The sequence below is a fragment of the Sorangium sp. So ce327 genome, from assembly GCF_051530205.1.
Lineage (GTDB): Bacteria > Myxococcota_A > Polyangia > Polyangiales > Polyangiaceae > Sorangium > Sorangium cellulosum_B.
In genome coordinates, this window is sequence record NZ_CP150330.1 from 7,456,256 (window position 1) to 7,479,913 (window position 23,658).

General features: G+C 71.1%; 17 protein-coding genes. 5 read left to right on the top strand and 12 right to left on the bottom strand.

Features of this window, described 5'->3' with window-relative positions; translation table 11 throughout:
* Positions 1-189: 189 nt before the first annotated feature.
* From WME95_RS27935 to WME95_RS27975, 9 genes are all read right to left on the bottom strand, one after another.
* Positions 190-765, bottom strand: coding sequence for a hypothetical protein (locus WME95_RS27935; protein WP_437902415.1), 576 nt, complete (start codon positions 763-765; stop codon positions 190-192).
* A gap of 1 nt (position 766) precedes the next feature.
* Complete coding sequence (locus tag WME95_RS27940) at positions 767-1,663, bottom strand: hypothetical protein (RefSeq protein ID WP_437902416.1); 897 nt, start codon at positions 1,661-1,663, stop codon at positions 767-769.
* Between the two features lie 3 nt (positions 1,664-1,666).
* Positions 1,667-2,050 carry a DUF4150 domain-containing protein gene (locus WME95_RS27945; protein WP_437902417.1) on the bottom strand — a complete coding sequence of 128 codons (384 nt, stop codon included), beginning with the start codon at positions 2,048-2,050 and terminating at the stop codon, positions 1,667-1,669.
* Positions 2,051-2,053: 3 nt separating this feature from the next.
* Complete coding sequence (locus WME95_RS27950; protein WP_437902418.1) at positions 2,054-3,133, bottom strand: beta-ketoacyl synthase N-terminal-like domain-containing protein; 1,080 nt, start codon at positions 3,131-3,133, stop codon at positions 2,054-2,056.
* A complete protein-coding gene (locus WME95_RS27955; protein WP_437902419.1) occupies positions 3,130-4,164 on the bottom strand; it encodes a DUF2169 family type VI secretion system accessory protein in 1,035 nt (344 codons plus the stop codon). Before WME95_RS27955 ends, WME95_RS27950 begins: the two co-directional genes overlap by 4 nt.
* Before the next feature lie 47 nt (positions 4,165-4,211).
* On the bottom strand, positions 4,212-5,465 hold the full coding sequence (locus WME95_RS27960; protein ID WP_437902420.1) for a TIGR02270 family protein: 1,254 nt from the start codon (positions 5,463-5,465) through the stop codon (positions 4,212-4,214).
* Positions 5,462-5,944: a DUF6484 domain-containing protein gene (locus tag WME95_RS27965; RefSeq protein WP_437911036.1), complete on the bottom strand. Its 483-nt coding sequence runs from the start codon at positions 5,942-5,944 to the stop codon at positions 5,462-5,464. Before WME95_RS27965 ends, WME95_RS27960 begins: the two co-directional genes overlap by 4 nt.
* A 213-nt stretch (positions 5,945-6,157) precedes the next feature.
* Positions 6,158-8,296, bottom strand: coding sequence for a type VI secretion system Vgr family protein (locus WME95_RS27970; protein ID WP_437902421.1), 2,139 nt, complete (start codon positions 8,294-8,296; stop codon positions 6,158-6,160).
* Positions 8,297-8,499: 203 nt separating this feature from the next.
* The gene (locus tag WME95_RS27975; protein WP_437902422.1) at positions 8,500-10,305 is read right to left on the bottom strand and encodes a DUF2169 domain-containing protein; all 1,806 of its coding nucleotides are present in this window, start codon (positions 10,303-10,305) and stop codon (positions 8,500-8,502) included.
* A 363-nt stretch (positions 10,306-10,668) separates the two neighbouring features.
* Here WME95_RS27975 and WME95_RS27980 point away from each other — a divergent pair, with 363 nt between their 5' ends.
* Together WME95_RS27980 and WME95_RS27985 are read left to right on the top strand one after the other, a co-directional pair.
* Complete coding sequence (locus tag WME95_RS27980; RefSeq protein WP_437902423.1) at positions 10,669-12,720, top strand: B12-binding domain-containing radical SAM protein; 2,052 nt, start codon at positions 10,669-10,671, stop codon at positions 12,718-12,720.
* Between the two features lie 106 nt (positions 12,721-12,826).
* Positions 12,827-13,411, top strand: a complete 585-nt coding sequence (locus tag WME95_RS27985) for a Uma2 family endonuclease (RefSeq protein ID WP_437902424.1) — start codon at positions 12,827-12,829, stop codon at positions 13,409-13,411.
* A gap of 44 nt (positions 13,412-13,455) precedes the next feature.
* Here WME95_RS27985 and WME95_RS27990 read toward each other — a convergent pair whose 3' ends face one another.
* Positions 13,456-14,763: a DUF362 domain-containing protein gene (locus tag WME95_RS27990; protein WP_437520870.1), complete on the bottom strand. Its 1,308-nt coding sequence runs from the start codon at positions 14,761-14,763 to the stop codon at positions 13,456-13,458.
* Positions 14,764-15,193: 430 nt separating this feature from the next.
* Here WME95_RS27990 and WME95_RS27995 point away from each other — a divergent pair, with 430 nt between their 5' ends.
* From WME95_RS27995 to WME95_RS28005, 3 genes are all read left to right on the top strand, one after another.
* Positions 15,194-15,358 (top strand): DUF1328 family protein, encoded by a 165-nt coding sequence (locus WME95_RS27995; protein WP_012237660.1) that lies wholly within the window; start codon positions 15,194-15,196, stop codon positions 15,356-15,358.
* Positions 15,359-15,424: 66 nt separating this feature from the next.
* Positions 15,425-15,733 carry a hypothetical protein gene (locus tag WME95_RS28000; RefSeq protein ID WP_437902425.1) on the top strand — a complete coding sequence of 103 codons (309 nt, stop codon included), beginning with the start codon at positions 15,425-15,427 and terminating at the stop codon, positions 15,731-15,733.
* Between the two features lie 5 nt (positions 15,734-15,738).
* Complete coding sequence (locus WME95_RS28005; RefSeq protein WP_437902426.1) at positions 15,739-20,667, top strand: translocation/assembly module TamB domain-containing protein; 4,929 nt, start codon at positions 15,739-15,741, stop codon at positions 20,665-20,667.
* A 71-nt stretch (positions 20,668-20,738) separates the two neighbouring features.
* Here WME95_RS28005 and WME95_RS28010 read toward each other — a convergent pair whose 3' ends face one another.
* Together WME95_RS28010 and WME95_RS28015 are read right to left on the bottom strand one after the other, a co-directional pair.
* Complete coding sequence (locus WME95_RS28010) at positions 20,739-21,350, bottom strand: hypothetical protein (RefSeq protein ID WP_437902427.1); 612 nt, start codon at positions 21,348-21,350, stop codon at positions 20,739-20,741.
* A gap of 278 nt (positions 21,351-21,628) precedes the next feature.
* Positions 21,629-23,611 (bottom strand): hypothetical protein, encoded by a 1,983-nt coding sequence (locus WME95_RS28015; RefSeq protein ID WP_437902428.1) that lies wholly within the window; start codon positions 23,609-23,611, stop codon positions 21,629-21,631.
* Positions 23,612-23,658: the final 47 nt, after the last annotated feature.

Here is a 23,658-nt window from a genome sequence, read left to right on the forward strand (position 1 = left end):
GACGGCGACGGCCGTAGTACGCCGCTCGGAATCGGAAAGGAAACGCGGTCCGGGCACCCAAGACGCGCCCCGGACGCCTTGAGACGCGCGAGCCGCTGGCTACCGGTCTCGCGCGCTGGCCGCTCGACGGAGCGACAGGCACGGCTCGGGCGCCTCCGCGTCCGAGCCGTCCGTTCGATCTGGCGTTCATCACCCGATCCAGTCCTGCGGCGGCACGAACGTCAGCCCGAAGCCACCTCTCGCCTCCAGGGCTTCCTTGACCCGCTGATGGATCACCACACCGGAGACGCATTCCGCAAGCCGAAACATCAATAGCCCTGCGGCTCGCATCGGATCGATGACCAGCGAATCGAAATCCGAGTCGATGAGCGGCGGGTCGCGTTGCGCCCGATAGATCGACTTGCCGAGATCAGCGGCGGCCACGAGGCCGACGACGTTGACTGCCAGATAATCCCTGCAGATCTCCCCATCCCGAGGATCGACGATGGCCGTGCGGTAGGTCTGCAGGTTGTCGACGCCAGCCTCGTTCAACGCCGCGCAGAGCGCGCGGTGGTAGAGCGGGATGCCCGCGTCGTAGAGGTACTTTCGCGGGCCCCTGGTGTCAGGGTCCCAGGACAGCTCGATGGGCTCACGCACTGCGACGTCGAAAGGTCTCCCCGACAGCCAGCTCTGGATGCCCTCGATGCTCGGCGGGGGTCCGTCGACGCCGGTATACTCCCACTGTTCCGGAGACGCGTAGCACTCCAACATGTAATAGTCCGGCATGCTACCTTTGCCTCCGCAGCCACGCTCGCTCCAGCTCCGCCAGGCTCGCCGCGAAGCGCGACGTGTACAGAGGAGGCCTCCAGGTTTGCGGGGGACCTACCAGGAACTGATAGAGACGGGAGGAGACGCTGTTCAACCGGGACACGAGCCCATGCGGAGGAGGGAATTTCCCCTTCTGATTCCTCACCTCGTCGCATTTTCCACACGCCGAGCTCTGGCTCAGCATGACGATGTTCGTATGTATCTTATCGAGGACCTTGATCACGAACCCGCTGTAATCGGGGTGGGCGTCGTGAAACTGCCGCCCCGCTCGCTCCATGATGGCGGCGGTGAACCGCTCCTGAAAGGTCGCGACGAACTGATTCTCCTCATTTCGCTGCTTCACGCGCCGGGTAAGCGCTGAGTATTTGAGCGCCTGCTCCTCGCCTGGCAGGACGAGGCCCCCCTTCATCTCCGCCGAGAGCGCGTGATGGGTGGGCAACCAGACACCGTTCTCGCCACCATTGACGTCATAACCGATGTCTCCCGAGATCTTGCTTCCCTTCGCACCCTTGGAGATGAACTTGATCAGCACGCTCTTCGGCAGGGACGCCTCGCCGGGGATCAGGTGATGCGCCGAGGAGGAGTAGGGATACTCTTGACCATCCACGACGACCGGCGGCTCCGGGCAGTCATCAGGCCGCGCGGCGAGCAGCTTCTGCTTCGTCTTCGGAACGATCCCGGACCCCTCGTCCGCCCACAGCTGCGTGCTGTAGCCTTCAGTGAGGCGTGAGCCCAGGCTGGCCGAGTCGCTCCCCAGCGCGTTGTCGACCTTCCCCGGCTTCGTGTGCTCGAAGGGGCACTTGAACTCATCCTGGTCGATCTCCTCCACGCTGACCGACTCACCGAGCTGGGTCATACGTCACCCCATGATGTTCTTCTTGTTGTGAAACAGTGGGTCGCCGAGCCTGCAGACGTTCTTTCCCTCGAACTTCACGTCAAAGGAGTACATCATGAACTCCGCCGCGCCCTTCGTGGAGCTGCTCACGACGCCCCCTCCCGCCGTGCCCGCCTCGTCGCCGCTGGTCATGCTGTACTGAGCGCCCTTCACCATCGGCATCTGACCGTCGCACTTCACCTTCTTGGGTCCCTTCGACGTGTCGGACGCCTTCCCGATATTCGGGTAGGGTATCGGCACCGGCCCTCCCGGGGACGGCGTCTTGCAGACGTCCGGGAAGACCGTGCTGAGCCCGCCACTGTTCTGGTGGACCACGCCGCGCCCGTTCGCGAACACCGTCTGTGCCATCCCTCACCTCACCTCTCTTCCCTGTGCGCCCGAGACCATCGCAGCGCCCCGACCCCCGCAGTCCGACGAGCACCACACAAGGCACGGTGCTCGTCGATATCCTCTGTTGATGCCCACGGCCGCGAGCCCCACCAGCATCGGGCCGAGCGCCGCGCCCGTGTCCCCCAGGCAGTCCACCGGATGCTCGATCGTGGCCCCCTCGGCGAACCGCTCCCGGTGACGAATGTACGCGACGCCCCACTCCTTGGCGTTGAAGCTCTCGCCGTTGAGCCCCGCATACACCGTCTGGACGGCGCCAGCCGTCGAGGCGAAGAGGCGACGAAACGCGAGGTCTAGCCCGTCACCTCGATAAAACTCCTCGCTGTACCGGTGCCCAGGCTCCTCGGCGGACGCCGCGCCGTCGATGCGAGCGCTCGGCGAGCGCCCGAGGTGTTCAGCCTTGCCCGCCGAGGAGAGGAGCAGGAACGCAGCGCCCTCGCCCGGGATGAACCCGTCGAACACGCGCTCGGCGCGGAGGCGCCCCTCCAGGTCAAGGGCGGCGAGTAGATGCAGATCGAGGTGGCTGTCTATCCCGCCCACGATGACGTACACGTCGCTCCCGGAGGCGAGGCGCTCGATGGCCTCGTGCAGCGCAGCGAAGCCGGCGGCTCGCCCCTGCGGGAAGATCCGGCTCCGCTCGAGATGGAACGGGACCTCGGCCTGCACAGCGAGTTGCTGGAGAAAGCCGGGGCCCACGACCGCCGGTCGGCCCGGGTACGGCTCGGGGACCGCCAGGAGCACGGGGATGCGATCGACCCGATCCACGCCCGCCACGCTCTCCCGCAGCGCTGGACCGCCGAGGCGCAGCATGCGCATCTGGCGCGCCGTGAGTCCAAGCGTCGCGTGGAGCGCGGGGCTGAGCCCCGGCAGATCGGCTTCCGGCACGGTGGTCATGACGATCGGCTTGAAGCGCCGATCGAGCACCGAGGTCTCCCTGCTGAGCGATACGCCGGCCCTGACCGCCGCGGCCGTCGTAGACGCCGTCAGCCCTACGGCGGTCGTCATGCCGATACCGAGGATCTCCACTGGGCGCTGCGCGGTCATCCTGACCTCACCCCGAGATCGAGCGAATTCAGCCCGATACGCACGAGATTGACCTTCAAGGCGTGCTTGTCGCAGCGGACCGCACCCCGCCAGAGGAGCCCGATCATGCAGTCGTTCGGCTCGAGGATGACGGTGTCGAGGTGGAGCGCAGGGCGCTCGATCCTCCCGGCGATCCGGACCTCAGCGCCGAGCTGACACCGCGGCAGGCGAAAACGCAGGACGCCCGTCGGCGAGGCATTGACGATCTCCACCGGCTCTCCCCCTTCCAGGTAACGCCGGCAGACCAGGTCCGGGTGCGCGACGTTGAAGAACCGAGGATTGAAATCCTTGGGCAAATACGGCGCTCGCGTCTTCCGCCAGGCCTCGTCATACGTGCCAACGCATGAGCGGCGCGGCTCCCACGAGGGGGCGATGTAACCGAATCCCGCTGGAGGGGGCGTGTCGGAAGGGTGGGTGATGAGGTAGGCCGGATCCTCGATGTTGGGGAGCTGCCGGGCTGACGGCTCGCCCTCCTTCCCGCGGCGCGCGAAGCCGACGCCTGTTGGATTCCGCGGCTCGATCGTGGCCCGCTTCGTCTCGGGATCCAGCTCGATGACGCCGCCGAACGCTCGTTCGTAGACGAGCGGCATCCGCGTGAACGGCATCGGAGAAGAGGCCTTTCCCCCGAGGCCTCCCTTCCACTCGCGATCGCCGAAGACACGAACGATCTTCCGCACCGCGCCGACCTGGAGCATCACGTCGCATTCGGAGGCCGGTCGCGCCTTCGGAGCCCAGGCGTCGCCGAGGAGCACCACGTCGGTCGAGGGCTTGAGCAGGTGCATCTCGCCAGCGTGCGCCAGGCTGGAGCGCGCCGGGTCGCCGCTGTACTCGTCGACGGGCCGGATGGGACGCTGCTTCTCCGCGATCTGCGTCGCCGAGCCGACGAGCGCGAAGGTCGCTCGGACCACGACGTAGAGGGTCTCGACGCCGTCCGTGTCCGGGAAGAGCCCGATCGTCGCTGCGAAAGGTGTCTCGTTCTGGAGCTGCAGCATCCGTCTGACGGCGCTCAGGATCGCCGAGTTTCACGGGTCGCGCAATGTCAGCTTCCCGCGAGCCCCCGCTCCCATGCCCCCCCTGGCGCCCTCACCTCAACCACCCCACGCTGCGCCCGCCGCAACGAAAGCTCCACCGCCGCCGCAGCCCGCGCCGGCTGGCTCCCCCTCTGTAGCACCTCCCCAATCCACTCCACCGCCATGGGCCTCCCCAGCAGGTGCCGCGTCCCCCGCTTCAGCTCCTTCCCCCGGCTCGCCCACCACACCGCGATCTTCTCCCGATCCGGCCAAGGCAAGCTCTCGTCCGGATCCATCGCCACGTCCTCGTCCTCCGGATCGTCGCTCGGTCCGCCCTGAAACCCAGCCGGCCGCGCCCCCCGGAGCTTCGCCTCCTCGAGGTCCACCCCGGTGATCATCGTGAACGCCCCGCCCGCCGCCCGCGCGAGCTCCGGCGTCCCCATGCACTCGATGATCCACGGCATCAGCGCCGGATCCCCGAGCGCCGCCGCCCCCGCGAGCGCCACGCGCGCCCCCCGCATCGTCCCGGCGATCGCGCGCAGCCGGCTGGACGCCATCCCCGGATCCATCTTCCGCATCGCCATCGCGCACGCCCGCTCGGCGAACGGCCCTCCACGGTCCGCGATGGCTTCGAGCACCCTCAGCGCCGCCGCATCGCCGAGCAACGCCGCCGACCACGCCGCCGCAAACCGGCACGCCTCGTCGTCGCTGCCCAGCGCTCCGCGCACCTCGTCCAGCAGGTCCCCCCGCCCGAGCTCCCCCACGGCGCGCAGCGCCCGCGCCTTCAGGCGCAGGTCGCTCGATATCACCGCGTACCCCAGGGGCGCGCCCGGGTCCTGCCGGTGAACCGCGCACCCCGCGATCCCGATGCGGTGCAGCTCCGGCCCAACCCGGTGCGAGAGCAGCCCCGGCAGGATCCCCCGCACATTGTCGAAGCTCACCCACCCCAGCGCCGACACGATCGCCCGCGACAGCGCCGGCACGCCCCCGCCCACGTCGAGCACCCCGGCGATGCCCCTCAGATCCCGCCGCTCCACCGCGAGCACCATGGGCGCAAACAAGCTCCCCGGCTCCTCGTCGTCGATGGCGCCCTTGCAGATCTCCCACCCCGCATCGCCAGCCAGCCGCAAGCCGTCGACATGCGCCTCCAGCCGCTCGTCCAGCTCACCGAGGCTCTGCAAATCGTAGAGCGGATCCACCGCCGCGGCATCCCGGTACGACCACAGGAACGCCGCCTCCAGCGCGTGCTGCTCGAAGATCTCGGCCTCGATCGTCGAGATCAATTGATCTGCACCGATCCGCCCTGGATCCGGTTCACGCCGGAGGACCGGGTCAGCAGATAAGCCCCACGAATCAAGATCTTCCCAGCGCGCGTCAGCGTGATGCTGGCCTTCCCGCACTGGAGCACGATCTCCTTCTCCGCGGTGAACACCAGCCGCTCGCCGTCCGCGGTCGCCGTCGCCCCAGCCTGCACCGCCGCGCTCGCGCTCTCCCCCGCCACGTGCATCCGCCCCATCACCACCGGCCTGTCACGCCGCCCGCCCTCGAACAGGAGCGCCACCTCGCGCCCCTCGTCCTCCGGCCCGAGCGCCGTCATCGCCCGCGCAGGAATCCCCCCGCGCGCCCCCTCTCCCAGGACAGCTGCCTCGACGAGCGGCTCGCCGCTCTGCGCGAACCCCACGATCCGCCCGACAACGACGCCCTCGATCGGCCCGGCCTTCTCCGCCTCGGCCCGGACGCGCTCCTCGTGCGCCGCGACCACCAGCTCGAGGAGCCCCTCCGCGCCCTCGATCGCTCCCGCTTCTCCCCCGCCCTCGTCCGCCACCTCCCCGCCGGCGGCAGCAGCCTCCCCTTCCCCCTCGATCAGGATCGCCTCGCCGCTCGGCTCCGCCGCCGGTGCCCGCCCGTCGTCCCTCATCACCCAGCTCCTCCGCTCCCCCTCATCCCCGAAGCGCCCGCGAGCCCCCGCTCCGCCTCAGTTCACCCCCACGTTGCTCCCCTTGATCTTCACGTTCCCGGACGCCTCGACGTTCACCGCCCCCTCGCTCTTCACGTCGAGCTTCTTCCCCTCGACCCGGATCGGCCCCTCGCCCTTCACCGTGATCTTCTTCCCCTGCACCGTCACGTTCCCGTTCTTCTCGACCGTGATCGTGGCGTCCCCGCACTGGATCGAGAGCTTCTCCCCGATGATCATCGTCTTCTTCTCCTTCACCTCCTCCTTTGCGCTCTTCCCGATCGTCACCGTCATGTCCTTGCCCACCGTCACGGTGTAGCCCTCGTCCACGCTCGTCGACTTGCCCTTGGAGACGCTCTCCGAGCTCGAACCGCCCACCGTCTCGCTCTTGTTCTTGCCGATCGACGCGCTCTGGCTCTTGCCCACGTCGATCGACTGGCTCCCGCTGACCGACTCGGTGTGATCCCCCTCCACGCTGACCGAACGGCTGCCCCCGACCGAGAGGCTCTCGTCCTCGCCGATGCTCTCCGTGTGGTTCTTCGCGACGTCGATGCTCTTGTTGCCGCCGATCTGCTCGCTCTGGTCGTTCCCCACCACCTTGCTCCGGTCGTGGTCCACCTCGAGCGCCTCGTCGTTCCCGATCCACTGCTTCTTGTCGTGCTCGATCGCGATGTTCCAGTCCTTCTGACCGTGCAGGAAGATCTCCTCCGAGCCCTTCTTGTCCTCGAACCGGAGCTCGTTGGACCCCCCGCCGCCCTTCGAGCTGTTCGACTTGATGGTGCTCTTCGTCTTCTCCGCAGGGAGCGCGTACGGCGGCACGTTGGTGCCATGGTAGACGCTCCCCACCACGAGCGGCCGGTCCGGATCGCCCTCCAGGAAGTCGACGACCACCTCGTGGCCGATCCGCGGCAGGAACACCGCGCCCCACGCAGAGCCCGCCCAGATCTGGCTCACGCGGATCCAGCACGAGCTCTGCGCGTCCTTCTTGCCCTCCCGATCCCAGTGGAACTGGACCTTGATGCGGCCGTGCTCGTCCGTATAGACCTCCTCGCCAGCAGGGCCGACAACGATCGCGGTCTGGATCCCCTTGATCGTCGGCCAAGGCGTCACCGACTGCGGACGGAAGGGGACGTCGGACGGCACGACCTGGAACTCGTTCCGGTAGGCCGCGGCGTCGCCCTCGGGGACAGCGTCCACCACGGGCTCGTGACCCTCGTGGCGCACGGACACCAGCAGATACTCGCGGTTGAAATCGTCGCGCGCGTGCTCCGCGAGCGTGAAGGTCTGGCCAGGAACGAAGCGCGGGCAGACGCTCTCGCCGCTGCCGGTCTTGCGTGAGGTCTGGAGCTGCTCGAGCCGGATCTTGGCGATGCTCGATCCCGCGCCGGGCGCGTCGTAATCCCCAGGATAGTCGTAGACCTCGAGATCGTCGTCCGCCTCGGCCTGGGCGTTGCTCTCGAGCGACAGGCCGGGCTTCTTGAAGTTGTAGTCGCGCAGCGTCACCTTCCCGGAGCGCACCCGCTCGGCATAACGGAAGCGGGAGACGTGCTCGCTCTGGTGGAGGGCGCCGAGCGGCGGCCGGAACACGACGGTGCTCTCCCCCGGGATCGGCCCGTGCCCCGACGCACCGTCAGAGAACACGAGCACGTGGCCGCCCTCGTCGTGCTCGAAGTAATAACAGATGCCCTCCTCCTCGAGCAGGCGCGACACGAAGGCGAAGTCGCTCTCCCGGTACTGCACGCAGTACTCCCGCGGGCGATAGGCGCCGCTCAGCACGAAGCGATAGCCCTTGCTCGCGATCCCGGCCGCGCGCAGGACCTTCTCGATGATCTCCGGGGTGGAGAGCGCCTGGAAGATTCGGCTGTTCCTGCGGTGCTTGAGGCGGGAGACATCGGGCACGATCGTGGCGTGATAGGCCGTGACCCGCTTGCCCTCCTCACCTTGCTCGAAGCTCGCGACGACACCGTGAAGGTGCCGCGGCAGCTCGCCGACCTGCCAGGTGAGCAGCGCCGTCTTGCCCACGACGTCAGCGAACGCGATGTCCCTGTCCGCGCAAGCGACGAGCACATCGAAGTGGAAGAGCTCGGAGATGCCCTCGCGCCCCTCGAACCGCGTCACCCGGAGCTCCTGCTCCAGTCCGTCGACCTGAAACGAGTGCATGGACTCTCCCCTGTTCAGAGCGCGTGCGCGGACAGACCGCGGGCAGCATTCACCCGGAGTCATCCTACATGCTGCGACCGCTCGACCGCAATGGACGGTTGAGCTCGATGCCTGTGAGGCGCGTCGGGACAACCGAACGCGGCGTCGGCACGGCCGACGGGCGCGCGCCGGAGCGGCGCGGCCTCGGCAGTCCCCGGGGGGTGCTAGCCGTGAAGCAGCCCTGCCTCGGCCATCGCGGCGAGGAACTGAGCGCCGAGCGCCTCCGGCAAAGCGCCCGCATCGCCGAGGCGCTGCGGATGCACGATGGGCGGCGCCGCATGGACCTGCGCGGTGACGAGAGGCGCTGGCGAGAGAAGCGAAGGGGGCGCTGGAGGCGCGCTGGATGACGCTGCCTGGCGCGGAGGCGCGGCAGGCGCGGCGACCGGAGCTCGGCGTGTGTCGAACGGCGTCGCGGCGGAGGCGATCACCCTCGCCGCGTCCTCGGGCTCGAGCGAGGTCGTCTCCCCGAGCAGATCGCGGACGCCACCGGGCCGCGCGGGAGGGGCCGCGGCAACGCGCGGGGCGACGGCCGGCTGCGACGTCGCCGACGTCGCCGAGCGCGCAGGCTCCGAAGGCCCTCGCGCTGCGCTGAACGGCATCGCCCCGGCGGCCACCAGCCTGGCCGCGTCCTCGGGATCGAGCGCGTCCGTCTCCCCGAGCAGATCGCGGACGCCGCCGGGCCGCGCCGGCGCGGAGGCTGCAGCCCGCGGGGCGACGGCCGGCTGCGACGTCGCCGGCGTCGCTGCGCGCGCAGGCTCCAATGGCCCTCGCGCTGCGCTGAACGGCATCGCCCCGGCGGCCACCAGCCTGGCCGCGTCCTCGGGATCGAGCGCGTCCGTCTCCCCGAGCAGATCGCGGACGCCGCCGGGCCGCGCCGGCGCGGAGGCTGCAGCCTGCGGGGCGACGGCCGGCTGCGACGTCGCCGGGGTCGCCGAGCCCGCAGGCGCCGAAGGCCCTCGCGTTGCGCTGAACGGCGTCGCCGCAGCCGCGACCACCCTGGCCGCGTCCTCGGGGCTGAGCTGGTTGGTGCCGTCCAGCGTGATGGCCTTGGCGTTTTTCTGTGAGGCCGATCCAGAGGGCGCGGCGCGCGCAGCGGGCGCGCTGCCGGCGGCGAACGGATCGGCCCATGCGATCGGCTGCGCCGGGAGCTCCACGCCCGCGAGCACGCGCAGCGACTGGATCTCCGCCTCCTCGAGCGGCGCATGGCCGCGCCACACCACCGAGCAGCGCCGCCGATCCACGTCGACGTGCACCGTGTCGGCGCGGAGCGAGATCGGCTCACCGGCGCGCGGCGCGGCAAGCTTCTGGCGGTACAGCCGCGCGACGCCGCGCGCCTCGGGAAGCTGCGTCCGGAGCTTCGGCCGCTGCGCGATCATGCCTCCGAGCACGATCCACTCGTCGCCGCGCAGCGCCGGGATGCGTTGATCCATGGGCGCCGCCTGGAAGTAGCTCCAGTCGAGCCCCTCGGGGATGTCGAGCAGCGAGCCGTGAACGCGACGCGCGTCGACCGCGCCGAGCAGCCGGCTGCGCAGCGGCGACGTGCGGGGAAGCGGCCCCAGGCCGTCGATACGGACGTGGGAGCGGGCTGGCCCGACGCGCGCGGAGCCGTCGAGCTGAGCTTGCTTGTCGATGCGGACCTGGCCGTCCTGCACGACCGTGAGCCGGACCATGGCGTGCGGCGACGAGAAGCCCGGCGGCAGCTCTGCATGGCCGGTCACCACGACGCCGCACGGATCGAGGTACGGCGCGAGATCGCTCGCGATCTGGAGCCGCTGGCCAGAAGGATCCGGCTGCTCATCCGCCGCGATCGGGTCCGGGGCGACGGGCGACATGCGCCCCTCGGGGACGAGCGCGAACGTGGCCTTCACGACGACCGTGACATGGATCTGGCCGCGAAGGCGCCAGACGACCGTCGCGGCGGCGGAAGGGCCGAGGGGGGTGCTCGCAACGTGCCGCGTCGGTGGGATCATCGAAGCCGGGACATCATGCCTCACGGCCATACCGGCATCTAGCGGGTTCGGCTGAGGTCGTTCGAGGCTCCAGAAGAGCCCTGTCGTCCAGCGCGACACACGGACTCGACTCGATGTTGCCCGGGTCGAGATACGTCAGCAGCCATCGGCGTCGGCGTCGGCTTGATCGGGATTGGCAACGAGGGGGCAGTCGTCGTCCCCGTCGGGAATGCCGTCCTCGTCGGCGTCGAGTCGGCACGCACCCGCGATGCATGTGTCGCTCAGGCACTCGAACGGCGCGTCGCAGCAGGGCCCTCCGCCTTCCCGGGGATCGCGGCCAGGCGACCCCACGCTCCGCCCCGGGTGTGCTAGACCGCCGCCCCGATGCGCATCGCGCTCGTTTACCCGCCGACCTGCGATCCCACGGCCCCGTACCTCGCGGTGCCGATGCTGACCGGCTTCCTCCGTACGAACGGCGTGGAGGTCCTGCCCATCGACGCAAACGTCGAGGCCTTCGACGCGCTCCTCACGGCGCAGCGCATGGCCGACCTCCGCGACCGCCTGGAGGCGCGCCTCGGCGAGCTCGACCGCCGCGCCTCGCTCCCGCACGCCGATCAGCTCGAGTACCTCGCCCTCGCCCGCGCGCGCGGCGACGCGCACGCCGTCCCGGAGGCGGTGGATCTCGCCAAGGCCACGCTCCGCTCCCCTGACGCCTTCTACGATACGGACGCCTACGCCCGCGCGGTCGCGACGCTCGACGCGGCGCTCGGCGTCGTGTCCGCCACGCACCACCCGCTCAAGCTCGACTTCACGGCGTACCGCACGCCGTTCGGCCTCACGTCGATGGACGAGATCGCCCGGTCGAGCCGGCCGGAGCACGACCCCTTCGACGCCTGGGTGCAGCAGACGCTCGTGCCCCGGCTCCGCGACGCGCGCGCCGACATCGTGGGCCTCTCCGTGTGCTTCCCGGGCCAGCTCCAGCCGGCATACGCGTTCGCGCACAAGATCAAGGAGGCGCTGCCCGGCGCGCACGTCACGTGCGGCGGCCCCGGCGTCACGCAGCTGCTCCTCCGGCTGTCGGGAGAGCGGCTCGCGCGCGCGCTCGGCCCGTTCGACTCGGCGTGCCTGTTCGAGGGCGAGCACACCCTCCTCGGGCTCGCGCGCGCGCTCGACGAGGGCCGGCCGCTCCGGGACGTGCCGAACGTCGTCGCGCGCGATCGCCTGATGGGCGCGCGCTGGACGCCCGGTCACGGCATGGAGGACCTGAAGGCGCTCCCCGCGCCCGACTTCGATGGGCTCCCCCTCGATGCGTACCTCGCGCCGGCGCTCGTGCTCCCGTACGACCCGACGCGGGGCTGCTACTGGGGCAAATGCACCTTCTGCCATTACGGGCTCGCGGAGGTCGGCACGGCGGCCTACCGCGAGCGCGCCGTCGAGAGCATCGTGGCGCACCTCGCGGCCCTCGGCGCGCGGCACGGCACACGCCACTTCTATCTGTCGCAGGACTCGGTCGCGCCGAAGACGCTCGTGAAGATGGCGCAGGCGATCCTCGACGCCGGCCTCGACGTGCGATGGGCCACCGATCTCAAGCCGGAGAAGTACCTGACCAGGGAGCGCGCGGACGTGCTGCGCCGCGCGGGCGCCGTCGCGTGCGCGCTCGGCGTCGAGTCGGGGTCGCCGCGCGTCCTCGGCCTCATCGACAAGGGCGCGCCCGTCGAGGTCGTCTCCGACGTCATCGACCACCTCGCGTCCGCGGGCGTGGCCGCCGAGGCGATGTGCTTCACGGACTTCCCCACCGAGACGCACGCCGAGGCCGTCGAGACGCTCGACTTCCTGCGCGCGCGGCGGGAGGCGCTCGCTGTCTACATCGTCGGCGAGTTCGGGCTGACGCACGGCTCGCTCGTCGCGCAGACCCCGGAGCGCTTCGGGATCGACGAGGTGTTCGCCCTCGAGGGCGACGAGCTCGGGCTCGGCCTGTTCTTCGTCCCGCGGGAGCCGTGGAAGACCGACGCCGAGCGCGCCGACGTCGACGCGCGGCTCTCCGACCTGTCGCGCGGCTGGACGTTGCGCAGCTATCCGTGGGCCGGCGCCGTGTCGACCGCGCACACGATCCTCCAGTACGACCGCTTCGGCCCCGGCGTCTTCCGCGATCGCGCGGCGCGCCGCCCCGACGACAGCATCCCGGGAGCCAGCACCATCGAGCGCGGGCTGCGCTTCGATCCGCGCGCCGCCGAGCACGCGGAGGCGCGCGAGGCGGAGATCTGGGCGACGCTCGTCCACGAGGAGCGGCGCGTGGGGCGCGACGCCTACGAGCGGCTCGCCCGGTCGCTGCCGCCGCTCCGGCCGAGGCCGGTGCGCGTCAGGTTCGTCGCGGGCGCCGCGCCGGCCGTGACGTCGGGGCGACGGCCGTCGCACGCGACCAGCGCGGCACGCTGAGCCTCGGCCAGGGGGCGCTCCTGGGGCGCCCCACCCGCGGCTATGCCGCCGCCGCCCCGTCTCCCCGCCGGCCGCGTGCGCTCGGGCGAGCATGGTAGAATCCGGCATGGCCCAGAAGGCGCCCCAGGCGAAGCTGTCGCCGGAGGAGTACCTCGCGCTCGAGCGCTCCTCCGAGGTGAAGCACGAGTACGCTGACGGCGAGGTGTTCGCGATGTCGGGCGGCACGCGCGAGCACAGCCTCATCGCCTCCAACGTGGTGGGTGAGCTCCGCAGTTCGCTGAGAGCGCGTCCCTGCGAGGCGCACGCGTCCGATCTGCGGATCAAGAACGTGACGACGGGCCGCTACGTCTACCCGGACGCCTCGGTCGTCTGCGGCCAGCCCTTGTTCGAGGACGAGCACCGCGACACCCTGCTCAACCCCACAGCCGTCTTCGAGGTGCTCTCCGACTCCTCCGAGAGCTACGACCGCGGCGGCAAATTCGCCCTGTATCGAGGCATTCCATCGATCGCCGATTACGTCCTGCTGTCCCAGAAGCAGGTGGAGGTCGAGCACTTCCGCCGCCAGCCGGACGGCACATGGCTGCTCCGCGTGCTCGGGGCGGGCGAGCGGCTCCAGATTGCGTCGATCGGCTGCGATCTGGCGGTAGACGAGCTCTACCTCAAGGTCTTCGCTCGGCCCACGGGCGGTTGAGCGGCTCCGCGCGGCGCTCGGCCGGCGGAGCCGCCGCCCCAGGGCTACACAGCCGCCGCCCCGCCTCCGCCGGCCGCCTGCGCGCGCGCCCGCTTGCGGACCATGATCTCCGGCGACTCCGCGACCGCCATCCCCACGAGGCGCATGCCCTCCAGGAAGTGCTTCACCCCGCTCCGGACGAGCTCGTGGCTCGCCTCGCCGACCTCCGGGTAGCCCTGCCCCGCCGCGTCGGGCTGCACCTTGCCCCAGTTCGCGAAGAGGCGCCCCCACGGGCTCTCCAGCACGGGGGCCATCTTCTCCTTCGCGTAGCGCGGGTACCAGAACATGTCGTGATACGTGACCGACGCCACGTAGGCCCAAGGGGCGAGCCACGTCTTGAGCGACCACTCGATCGGCTTCTTCAGGGGACCCCAGTAGATGCGGTGCTGGTTGCGCGAGGCGAACGTCATCTCCTTGAACGGTCCATCGAAGTTCCACTGCTCGTTCGCCGCGTCCACGTCGCCCACGAGCTCGATGTCGCGCACGTCGCCCGTCCCGAGGCCGAGGTCGTGCGCCAGCCGCACGAACTTGAGATCGCGCAGCGGGTCGAACCCCATCAGCTTCGCCGCCACGGCGTCGATCGCCACCTGGTCCGAGGACGCGAGCAGCACGTTCTTCACGTGCGGCACCATGCAGCGCGGCCCCGGGCCGTCGCCCGCGAACGTCCCGTCCATCACCGCGAAGACCCCGCGGTGGATCTTCTTCTGGATCATCAGGAGATCCACGAGCGTCTCGTGGATCACCGGGTGCGTCCAGTGCCGGTGCTCGTTCAGGAGGCCGCCGAACGCGTTCTTCATCGCGCCCGTCGTCGTCGTGAAGATATGCGTCTTCACCGTCGGCAGGTGGATGATGTTCTCCCCGATGAAGCGCTTCGGGATCGAGAACCCCTTCGGGTACACCTCGTTCAGACAGAGGAACTTCTTCCGCAGATCGCCGACCGCGTCCCCGATCGGGATCCACTCCTCCCCTTCGTAGAGGTGGACGTTGCGCAGGCCGTGCGCCTGCACGACGTCGATCTGCTTGTTCTCGCGCTCTCCGAGGTGGGCGTCGATGACGACCGTGCGGTTGTGGCAGGCGTGGATCAGGTCCTTCGAGTACCCGTCCTGCGTCATCGCCCGGATGACCCCCTCGAGCTGCCAGGGCGTCGTGGATGAGCTCGGGTAGAAGAAGTGCCAGGAGATGTTCACCTTGAGCGCCGTGTCGGCGTCCTTGGCGACCACGTCCTGGTAACCGGCCAGGTTCATCAGCCGGTGGTAGTCCGAGAGCACCGTCGCAGGCGACGTGCGGATCACAGCGACCTTCGATTTCGGCATGGCCGGGTCCTTATAGCCCGTCCAGAGTCGCCCGTTCCGGGAAGTTGCAGGGCGTCCGCGTGGAGCCTCCGTGCAGGCGCCGTCGGCACGGAGCAGCGCGGCGCAGGGGCGCGCGCTCGCCCGACGCCCCTGTTCCGCGCTCCGCCCACGCGCAGGTCACCCTGTCACGATCGAGGCATCTTGCCCCAGACGTGAAGCGCAGCACGCGTGCCCGGACGGAAGCGGCTGGGCCGATCTCGGCGCTAGCCCCCTCGCGCCGCCGAGAACGCGCCGGCCGACAGCCTCTGCCGCCGGCCGGCACGGGGACTGCAGTAGCCAGGGAGCAGCAGGGAACAGCAAGGAACCGCGGCGAACAGCCGCCATCAGGAACCACGTTGAGGTCGTCTCCACGAAACAACGGATCGACCCCTGACCCCCCTTGGAGGACATCATGCTCGGCTGGACTGTCACCTTCTTCATCATCGCGATCATCGCCGCAATCTTCGGCTTCGGCGGGATCGCCGCCAGCGCCGCGTCGATCGCGAAGATCCTGTTCGTCGCGTTCCTGGTGCTCGCCGTGATTTCGCTCGCGCTCGGGCGCCGCATGCCGGCATGATCCGGAGACAGGGTGGAGGCCATGAAGAACGCGTCGCAACCGCGGAACGGTGAGAGGAACGGTACGTTGAACAGCACGTTGGACAGCACGTTGAACAGCGCGCCGAACAGCGCGCCGAACGGTGATCCCTGGAAGCCCGGCGCGCCGCAGCCTGCGGCGAGCCCCCCCGGCGAACCGCCGGCCAACCCTGACTCGCCCGGCCGCACGTCTCCGGACCGTGAGATCCAGCTCCCGGGGACGGCGCAGCCCGGAGGAGATCCGGGGACGAGGCACCAGCCCGAGGTGCCTGCGCCCGCGCACACGCAGGAGATTCCGGCGCCGCCGCCTCACGAGGTCCCCGGCCACGATTTTCCGCGCGCCCGGAGCGGTCCCTAGGCGATATGCCAGAGACTCCCGCCGTCCCTCCCGCGCCCGGCACCGGCGTCCCGCGCCGGCAAGGCCGCTTTCGCCGGGCGCTGGCCCGCGCGGCCGCCGTGTCGGCCAGCGTGATCGGCCTGGGCGGTGTCTTCGTCGCTGCGAGTGCGGTCGGCGCGGTCGTTCACCTGAACGCCCCGTCGACCCGCAACCTGACAAGGCAGCTCGTCAATGACACCCTGAGGTCCAGCCTCGAGGGACGGATCGAGATCGAGCACATCGACCGCCTCGGCCTCTTCACCGCCGACATCTCCAGGGTGACGGTGAGCCACCCGAACGGAACCGAGCACCTGCGCGTCAGCGGCGTCCACGCCGAGTTCAACGCGCTCTCGATCGCGACGGAGCTGCTCCTCGGTGACGGGGACCTCGCCGTCACGATCCCGCTCGTCCGGGTCGCGGACGCGGACATCTTGCTCGAGCAGGACGAGCAAGGCGCGCTCACCCTGGCCGAGGATTTCACGCCGAAGCCGCCTTCGGAGCCGCCCGCCGAGCCTGCGCGGCCGCTCCGCCTCGAGCTGTCGCGGGTCGTGCTCGATCGCGCGGCGGTCCACGGCACCGTCGCGCCAGGGAGCCCCATCGACGCCACGATCGAGGACCTCGCCGGCGGCGTCATCGTCGCGGACCGGAGCCGGTACGCGCTCGAGCGCGTGCGCATCACGGAGCGGCGCCTGCTGCCGGTCCCGGTCGAGGCGACCAGCATCTCCGGGAGCGTCAACGTGCCGACGGACGCGCCGATGGAGCTCACCGCGAAGCTCGAAGGGAGCGTCGGCGCGATCCCGCTCACGGCCGAGGGGACCCTGAAGGACGAGCGCCTCACGGCGCGGGTCTCGTCCGCGCGCGTGACGCCCGAGGCAGCCCTCGCGATCGATCCGAGCGCGCCGCTCGCCCGGCCGCTCTCGGTGCTGGTCACGGCCGACGGAGCGCTCTCGGACCTGACCGTCACGGCGCGCGTCGCGGTCCTCGATCCGCTCGTCGCGGGCGACGCCGTGACCGGCGAGGTCACCGCCAGCGCCCGGCTCGACGCGCTCGATCCGAAGCGCATCACGGCCGAGGTGCGGATCTCGGAGCTCGACCCGCGCGCCTTCGTCGGGGCGGCGCCCGCCGCGCGGGTGAGCGCGGAGGCCCGAGGGGAGATCCACCTCGACGAGGAGGGCGGGCCGCGCATCGTCGCCGAGGCCAGGACGGAGCCGTTCGTCGTCGCAGGGCAGCGCGTGCCGGCGACGGAGGCGCGCGCGACGCTCGAGCGCGGCGCGCTGCGGGCCGCGGCGACGATCCACGAGCCCGGCGCGCCCATCGAGGCCAGCGTCGCCCGCTCGAAGGACGGGGTGCTCGAGTTCGAGGCGCAGAGCGAGATCCCGTCGCTCGGCGCGGTGCAGCACGTCCCGCGCGGCATCCACGGCAGCGCCGCGCTCCACGTCGAGGGAGCGCTCAGGGACGACGCGCTCGACGCCAAGGCGACCGTGCGCGTCGCCGGGCTCCGCGTCGGGTCCGATCTGCAGCTCGGGCGCGGCGAGGTCCGGGCCAAGGCCAGGGGGCCGCTCGACAAGCTCACGATCGACGGCGTGTTCCGCGGAGCCGACCTCCGCGCCCAGCAGTACGCGTTCCGCAGCGTGGCGGCGAGCGCCGCGGGGCCCGTCACGGCGCCGCACGTCCGCGTGTCGCTGGCCAGCGCGGAGCGCCGGATCACGGCCTCCGCCCACCTCGATCTGCCGCGGAGCGAGGCGCGGCAGCTCCGCGTCGAGGTGGCGCGCGGGGACGACGAGGTGACCGCGCAAGCCGCCCGCGTCGCGTGGGACCGCGGGATCGCCCTCCGCGGGCTCGCGCTGCGCGGCGACGGCGTGGGGGAGCTCGAGGGGAGCCTCTCGCTCGCCGGGGACGAGATCGAAGGAGACCTCCGGGGCACCGCGATCGACCTCGCGCGCGTCGCCGACATCACCGGCGCGCCGCTCGGGATAGGAGGCCTCGCCAACCTCGACGTGTCGGTGCACGGCCGGGGGGCGCGCCGCGCGGGGCGCGTCCAGATCGAGCTCGAGGACGGCTCGGTCCCGGGCGTGGCGCCGCGGCTCTCGATGAACGTGACGGCGCGCCTCGACGGGGAGGCGCTGAAGGCGGACGGCCTTGTCCGGCTGCTCGCGCCGCCCGAGCCGCCGCCCGCGCAGGCGCAGGAGGCCCAGCGCCGGGGCGCGACGCCCGAGCAGACGTTGACCACCGCCTTCGACACGGCGTCGCAGCAGAAGGCGCCCCCCCCGCCGGTGTGCCACGGCGCCATCGCGCGCGTGCTGGTCGACGGGAGCGCGGCGAGGCTGCGCGGGCCGCTCCTCTCGGCGCGCACCTGGCAGACCGTCACCGGCTCGGCCCGCATGGACGCCGACGCGTGGCAGCTCGGGTGCCTGGCGCAGGCGTCGCCGGTCCAGCTCGCGCTGAGCGAGCTCTCGGGCCGGCTCACCGCGCGCCTCGCGGTGGCGCGCGAGGCGGGAGAGCGGCTCCCGTCGGTGCGGAGCCTCCTTGTCCGGACGGAGGGCCTGCGCGCGGCCGGGCCGATCGACGCGCAGACGGGCGCGCCGGCGTGGGTGTCGAGGAAGCTCGACGCGCGGCTCGCGGGGGATCTCGACGCGAAGACCGGCGACGCCCACGTCACGCTGTCGGTGTTCGATCGCCAGCTCGTGGCGGAGCTCTCGGCCGCGCTCGACGCCGATCTGCCGGCGCTCCTCGCCGATCCGGCCGCGGCGCTGCCGCGGACGTCGATCGCCGCGCACCTCCGCGTGCCGCGCCGCCGGCTCAACGATCTCACCGAGCTGGCCGCCTTCGGGAAGCGGACGCCGGTGCTCTCCGGCTCCGCGGGGCTCGACGTGTACTTCGCGGGGAAGCTCGCCGAGCCCCGGCTCGTGGCCCGCGCGACGGCGGCGAACGTGAGCGGCACCGCGGGCCCCTCGCTCCTCGGCAAGCTCCGGGTCGACACGCTGCTCGTCTATGACGGGCGCGACGCCGCGCTCGACGCGTACGCGTTCCGCGGCCCGCTCACGTACATGACGGCGAAGGCGAAGCTGGGCGCGGACGCCGCCGCCCTCCTCGGCGGGGCCCCTTCCGCTCGGCGCTTCAGCAACGGCAGCCTCGAGGCGAAGATCGCGGATCTGCCGCTCGCGGAGGTCCCCGTCCTCGCCGACATGCAGATCGGCGGCGAGGCGCGCGGCGAGATCTCCGTGCGCGGTCTGTTCGAGGCCGCGCCCGAGGTCAGGGCGCACCTTCAGCTCCCCGGCCTCACGCTCGGCCCTGACGCGCGGTACGAGACCGCCGAGGCGTCGCTCGACATCGCGCCGCCGGGCGGCGCGGGGCGCACCGCGGCCGTGGCCAGCGTGCGGCTCGAGGGGCGCGACGGCGGCCGGCTCGAGGCCAAGGCCGAGGCGCCCATGGTGTGGGAGGCGAACGCGATCCCGACGCTCACCGACGATCGGAACGCCTCGGTGTCGCTCGCGGTCGAGCGCTTCCGCCTGGCGGCGCTCGAGCCGTTCGTGCAGGGCTCGGTGAACCGGCTCGACGGCACGCTCGACGGCGAGGTGCGGCTCGGGCTCGGCGCGCAGGCCGGCTTCTCCGGCGAGATGCGCCTCGAGGGCGGGCTCGTCCACGTGGCCACGATCGGCCAGCCGTTCGAGAACGCCTCGTTCCGCGTCACCGCGAGCCCCTCCGGCGAGCTCCGCATCGACGACCTCCGCGCCGACGCAGGCAGCGGCCAGGTCCGCGGGAAGGCGACGCTCCAGATGGAAGGGTTCGCCTTCAGGAACGCCCGCGCCGAGCTCTCGATCCCGAGAGGCCGGGCCCTCCCGATCGCGCTGGAGGGCGTCCCGATGGGCGAGGTGCGCGGCAGGGTGGCGCTCGCGGCGGAGAAGCGGGACGAGGAGATCGCCGTCCGGATCGACGTGCCTGCGCTCGATCTGACGCTGCCGCCCACGATCGGGCGGAGCGTGCAGCCGCTCGGCGAGAACGCGGACATCACGACGTCGGCCCCGCTCAGCCAGGAGGACTACGAGGCGCGGCGAGCGCCGGCCGAGCCGCCGGAGCAGGCGAAGGAGAGCGCGGGCGGCACGCCGATCGCCATGGAGGTCCACCTGGGCAGGATCGGCGTCGAGGGCGACATGGTGCAGGCCTCGCTGTCGGGGGATCGGGCGCACCCCCTCCGCATCAAGGTCGCGGGGGAGACCGAGATCCGTGGCAACGTGAACATCGTGTCGGGCAGGCTCGAGGTGCTCGGCAAGGAGTTCGAGATCGAGCCTGGCGTGGTCGCGCTGCAGGGGGATCCGTCGAATCCGTTCCTGAACGTGAAGGCGTACCACGACACGCCGGAGGGGACGCGCATCTACATCGACTATGTGGGGCAGCTCAACCCGATCACCGAGGACAAGATCACCTTCCGTTCGGAGCCGCCGCGCCCGGAGAACGAGGTGATCGCCGAGCTCGTGCTCGGCAGGGAGTACGCGGAAGGGACGCTGGCGGGCGGCACGTCCACCGAGGCGCCCGGGTCTGGCGGCGGCGGCGCCGCCAGCGGGGTCGCGGCCGGCGTGGGGAACCAGCTGGCGTCCGCGCAGATCAACATGATCCTCCAGAGCATCGGTCCGCTCCGGAACTTCGAGACGAAGCTCGGCACGACCGAAGAAGGCGGGCTGAAGACGACCGTGGGCTACCAGCTCGGGCAGCAGGTGACCGCGAGCGCGAGCTACGAGGAAGGGCCGACGGGGCAAGGACAGGGGCCAGGGTCCGGGGGCGGCAACACCGGCGCGCAGGCGCGCACCGAGGTGAGCCTCGAGTGGCGCTTCCGCCGTGACTGGTCCGTGCGGGCGGCGATGGCCACCGGCGCGAACCCGGCGACGAGCCTCGACCTGCTCTGGAAGCACCGCTACTGAGCGCCGCCGCGCGGCGGGCGCGCCCGTTCGTCAGGGCGGCGCATCCCCTTCGGCACCCGCTGCGCGCCGGCTCAGCGCGCGACGCAGATGCCGCCGCAGTCGGCGCCGATCGGCGGGCTGCAGTCGTCGCCCGGATCGTCGATGCAGGTGAGCCCCTCGGGGCACGGGCGGGCCGTGATGCCGCCGCACGCGGGCGGCCGCGGCTCGGGCACCACGCAGATGCCGCCGCAGTCCGCCCCGCCGTGCTTCGGGTCGCAGTCGTCGCTCGGATCGTCGATGCACTCGAGCCCCTCGGGGCACTCGAACCCCGCGAACCCCCCGCAAAACGGCGGCTTGGGCGTCGGTTCCACGCAGATGCCGCCGCAATCCGCCCCGCCGCGCTCCGGGTCGCAGTCGTCGCTCGGATCGTCGACGCACTCGAGCCCGTCGGGGCACGGGAAACCCGCGAATCCCCCGCACATCGTCGTCGGCGGGTCGTCGACGCACACGCCGGGACAGTCCGCGCCGCCGTGCTCGGGGTCGCAGTCGTCGCTGGGATCGTCGACGCAGGCGAGCCCGTCGGGACAAGGGGTCCCGAGGAACCCGCCGCACGTCTCTGATCCGGGCGGATCCGGCGGCTCCCCGGTGTCGCCGCCGCCCCTGTCGCAGCCCACGAGCCCGATCACGATCAGCAAGAGAGCCATGCCTTTGTGGCGCATCAGAACCTCCGCGTTGCGTTTGTCCGAACCCCACCATGAAGCAGCTTCGGTGCCACGGGAAGCGGACGCAATTCGGGCGGAGCGCGCGGACCTCGGCGCGGGTACCGCGATCGCGGTGTCTTGCTGAGTCGCGGTTGTGCCAATGGCTTGACGGGAGGATCCGCGGGAGCGCGCGGAAGTCGCTTCCTCCGCGAGCCCAGGGGCGGCACATGCATTCCGCGCGCCGCCCCTGGGCGGGCCACGGCGATGGGGGCGCCGGCGCGTCAGAGCGCGGTGGAGAGCCGGTCGAGCACGGCGTTCATGATCGGCCGATAGCCGTAGTCAGGCGACGAGGTGTCGACCAGCTGCTTCGGGCAGATCGAGCCGGCGACCCCGCGCTCCCCGAGGCTCCGGATCAGCTGCAGCTCGCGGAGGCCGGGATAGGCCTTGGCGTGGTCCTGCACGCTGGACCGCGCCCCGGGGTCCGCCGGGTCGTTCGTGCCTTCCGGCTTGCACAGCGGGTTGTCGCTCGGCACGCCGGCGATCGGCCTGCAATCGCACGACTGGGCCGCACCGTCGCAAACGCGCTCCTCGGCGAGGGGGAAGATGCAGGCGTACTGGAGATCTCCCGTGCTCCCCGGCGGAACCGTGTACTCGCGGCCATTGATCGGGTTCCAGCCCACGCTGCTCGGGTGGACGGTCGCGGCACCGATGATCGGGTTCACGCCCGAGCGGGGCGCCATCGACTCGATCATGAGCGGATCCGCGGCCGGGATGTGGTTCGCCGGATCGCCGAGGAGTGCTTCCCAGGTGCTGCTGAGGGTCGTGCCGGACGGCGGATCGGCGAGCTCGGCGGCATTCTTGAGCCCGCCGACCGGCTGGCCGAACTGGTTCAGGCCGGCCAGGAGATCGGGCTGGCCGAGCGCGTTCTGGCGCGCGAGGTCCTGCCACGGCACGCCGACGATGCCGGTGAACACGATGTGCTGCGGCCCTCGGGTCCGGGTGTTGTCGTCGCTCGGGTCCAGATCCGAGAAGATCGGGTTCGGCACGATGTCTCCGCTCCGCGACACCACGGTGCGCTCCGTGAGCGCCCGGGTGTACCGCTCGATCGGGTAGAGGAAGTCGATCCCGAAGCGGCGCTTCTGGTCCCAGCACCGGCTGTTCACCGGGTCTTCCGCCGCGGTGAGCCTTGCGACGGTGCCATCGGGGGCGGTGCAGGCCGGATCGACGGGGCAACCGTCCTGCTGCTGTGCGCAGGACGTGCAGCACGGACTGTTCGGGTCGGTGGCGCACTCGGTCCGCGGCCGCCACAACCTGAAGTTCTGTCCCGTCTCGGCAACGAGGTAGTTCTTGCCTTCCTCCCTGATCGAGCAGTCGTTCTCGTCGGAGAGCATCACGATGAGCAGGAGCGAATCCGGCCGGAGGAAGGCCTTCCGCTGCGCCAGGAGCGTCGTGTCGAGCCCGGTCACTGCAATGTCGTCGCTCGACGACACGCCGATCGTCTCATACGGATCGGGATCGACGAGGAAGCGATAGAAGCTCTCCAGCGGCGCCTCGAAGCCGCACCCAGCTTGCCCGACCCCTTGCACGATGTCGCTGAGCTTCTCGGCGAGCGCGGCCGGATCGGAGTCTCCCGCGGGGACGTGGCTTCCGGTCGGGTCCCACACGAGGAAGCCCTTGTCCTGGTACGTCGGCAGGTCGTTCTCGTTCGACGACTCATTGGAGCGCGCGAGGAGGTGGGCCATGTCGACGTTCGAAGCGGACGTGGCCGCCTGGCAGGCGCCCGACCCGTGGCCGCCGAGGCTGCTGCTGATGACGCCGATGTGCATGTCCTGCACCGGAGTGCGCACGCGCAATGTGCCAGCGGGGCATGCGCTCAACCCGCTCGAGGGCTGGAAGGGGGGAGCAGCACCGGTCGGATCCACGCAGAACGGGTTGGTCATGCCGTCGACGAAGTCGGCGAGCACGAAGCGCATCAGCTCCTGCTTGTCCGCCATCGAGCCGGAGTTGTCGACAACGAAGAGGAGATCGACCTTGTCCGGCGTGAACTGCGGCGGAACCCAGCCGCCCGCGCCCGTGCTGGAGTCGCCGCCGCCAACCCCGGTACCATCGCTGCCGCCGCTGCCCCCGGGACCATCGCTGCCGCCGATCCCCGAGCTGGAGCTCCCCCCGGGCCCGCCGAGGGAGACCTCGACTTGACATGCCACGAGCGAGACGGCGCTCAGGACGAGAAAGGGCGACAGTGTTCTCGATAGCTTCGAAGACATAATTCCTCCTTGCGCGGTGCCGTGACGCGCCGTCCAACACCGGCAGT

What these genes read in the sequence shown, in the direction of transcription:
- WME95_RS27935 (WP_437902415.1), bottom strand. Translation starts at nt 765, where the DNA reads ATGCCGGACTATTACATGTTGGAGTGCTACGCGTCTCCGGAACAGTGG.
- WME95_RS27940 (WP_437902416.1), bottom strand. Translation starts at nt 1,663, where the DNA reads ATGACCCAGCTCGGTGAGTCGGTCAGCGTGGAGGAGATCGACCAGGAT.
- WME95_RS27945 (WP_437902417.1), bottom strand. Translation starts at nt 2,050, where the DNA reads ATGGCACAGACGGTGTTCGCGAACGGGCGCGGCGTGGTCCACCAGAAC.
- WME95_RS27950 (WP_437902418.1), bottom strand. Translation starts at nt 3,133, where the DNA reads ATGACCGCGCAGCGCCCAGTGGAGATCCTCGGTATCGGCATGACGACC.
- WME95_RS27955 (WP_437902419.1), bottom strand. Translation starts at nt 4,164, where the DNA reads ATGCTGCAGCTCCAGAACGAGACACCTTTCGCAGCGACGATCGGGCTC.
- WME95_RS27970 (WP_437902421.1), bottom strand. Translation starts at nt 8,296, where the DNA reads ATGCACTCGTTTCAGGTCGACGGACTGGAGCAGGAGCTCCGGGTGACG.
- WME95_RS27975 (WP_437902422.1), bottom strand. Translation starts at nt 10,305, where the DNA reads ATGATCCCACCGACGCGGCACGTTGCGAGCACCCCCCTCGGCCCTTCC.
- WME95_RS27980 (WP_437902423.1), top strand. Translation starts at nt 10,669, where the DNA reads ATGCGCATCGCGCTCGTTTACCCGCCGACCTGCGATCCCACGGCCCCG.
- WME95_RS27985 (WP_437902424.1), top strand. Translation starts at nt 12,827, where the DNA reads ATGGCCCAGAAGGCGCCCCAGGCGAAGCTGTCGCCGGAGGAGTACCTC.
- WME95_RS27990 (WP_437520870.1), bottom strand. Translation starts at nt 14,763, where the DNA reads ATGCCGAAATCGAAGGTCGCTGTGATCCGCACGTCGCCTGCGACGGTG.
- WME95_RS27995 (WP_012237660.1), top strand. Translation starts at nt 15,194, where the DNA reads ATGCTCGGCTGGACTGTCACCTTCTTCATCATCGCGATCATCGCCGCA.
- WME95_RS28005 (WP_437902426.1), top strand. Translation starts at nt 15,739, where the DNA reads ATGCCAGAGACTCCCGCCGTCCCTCCCGCGCCCGGCACCGGCGTCCCG.
- WME95_RS28010 (WP_437902427.1), bottom strand. Translation starts at nt 21,350, where the DNA reads ATGGCTCTCTTGCTGATCGTGATCGGGCTCGTGGGCTGCGACAGGGGC.
- WME95_RS28015 (WP_437902428.1), bottom strand. Translation starts at nt 23,611, where the DNA reads ATGTCTTCGAAGCTATCGAGAACACTGTCGCCCTTTCTCGTCCTGAGC.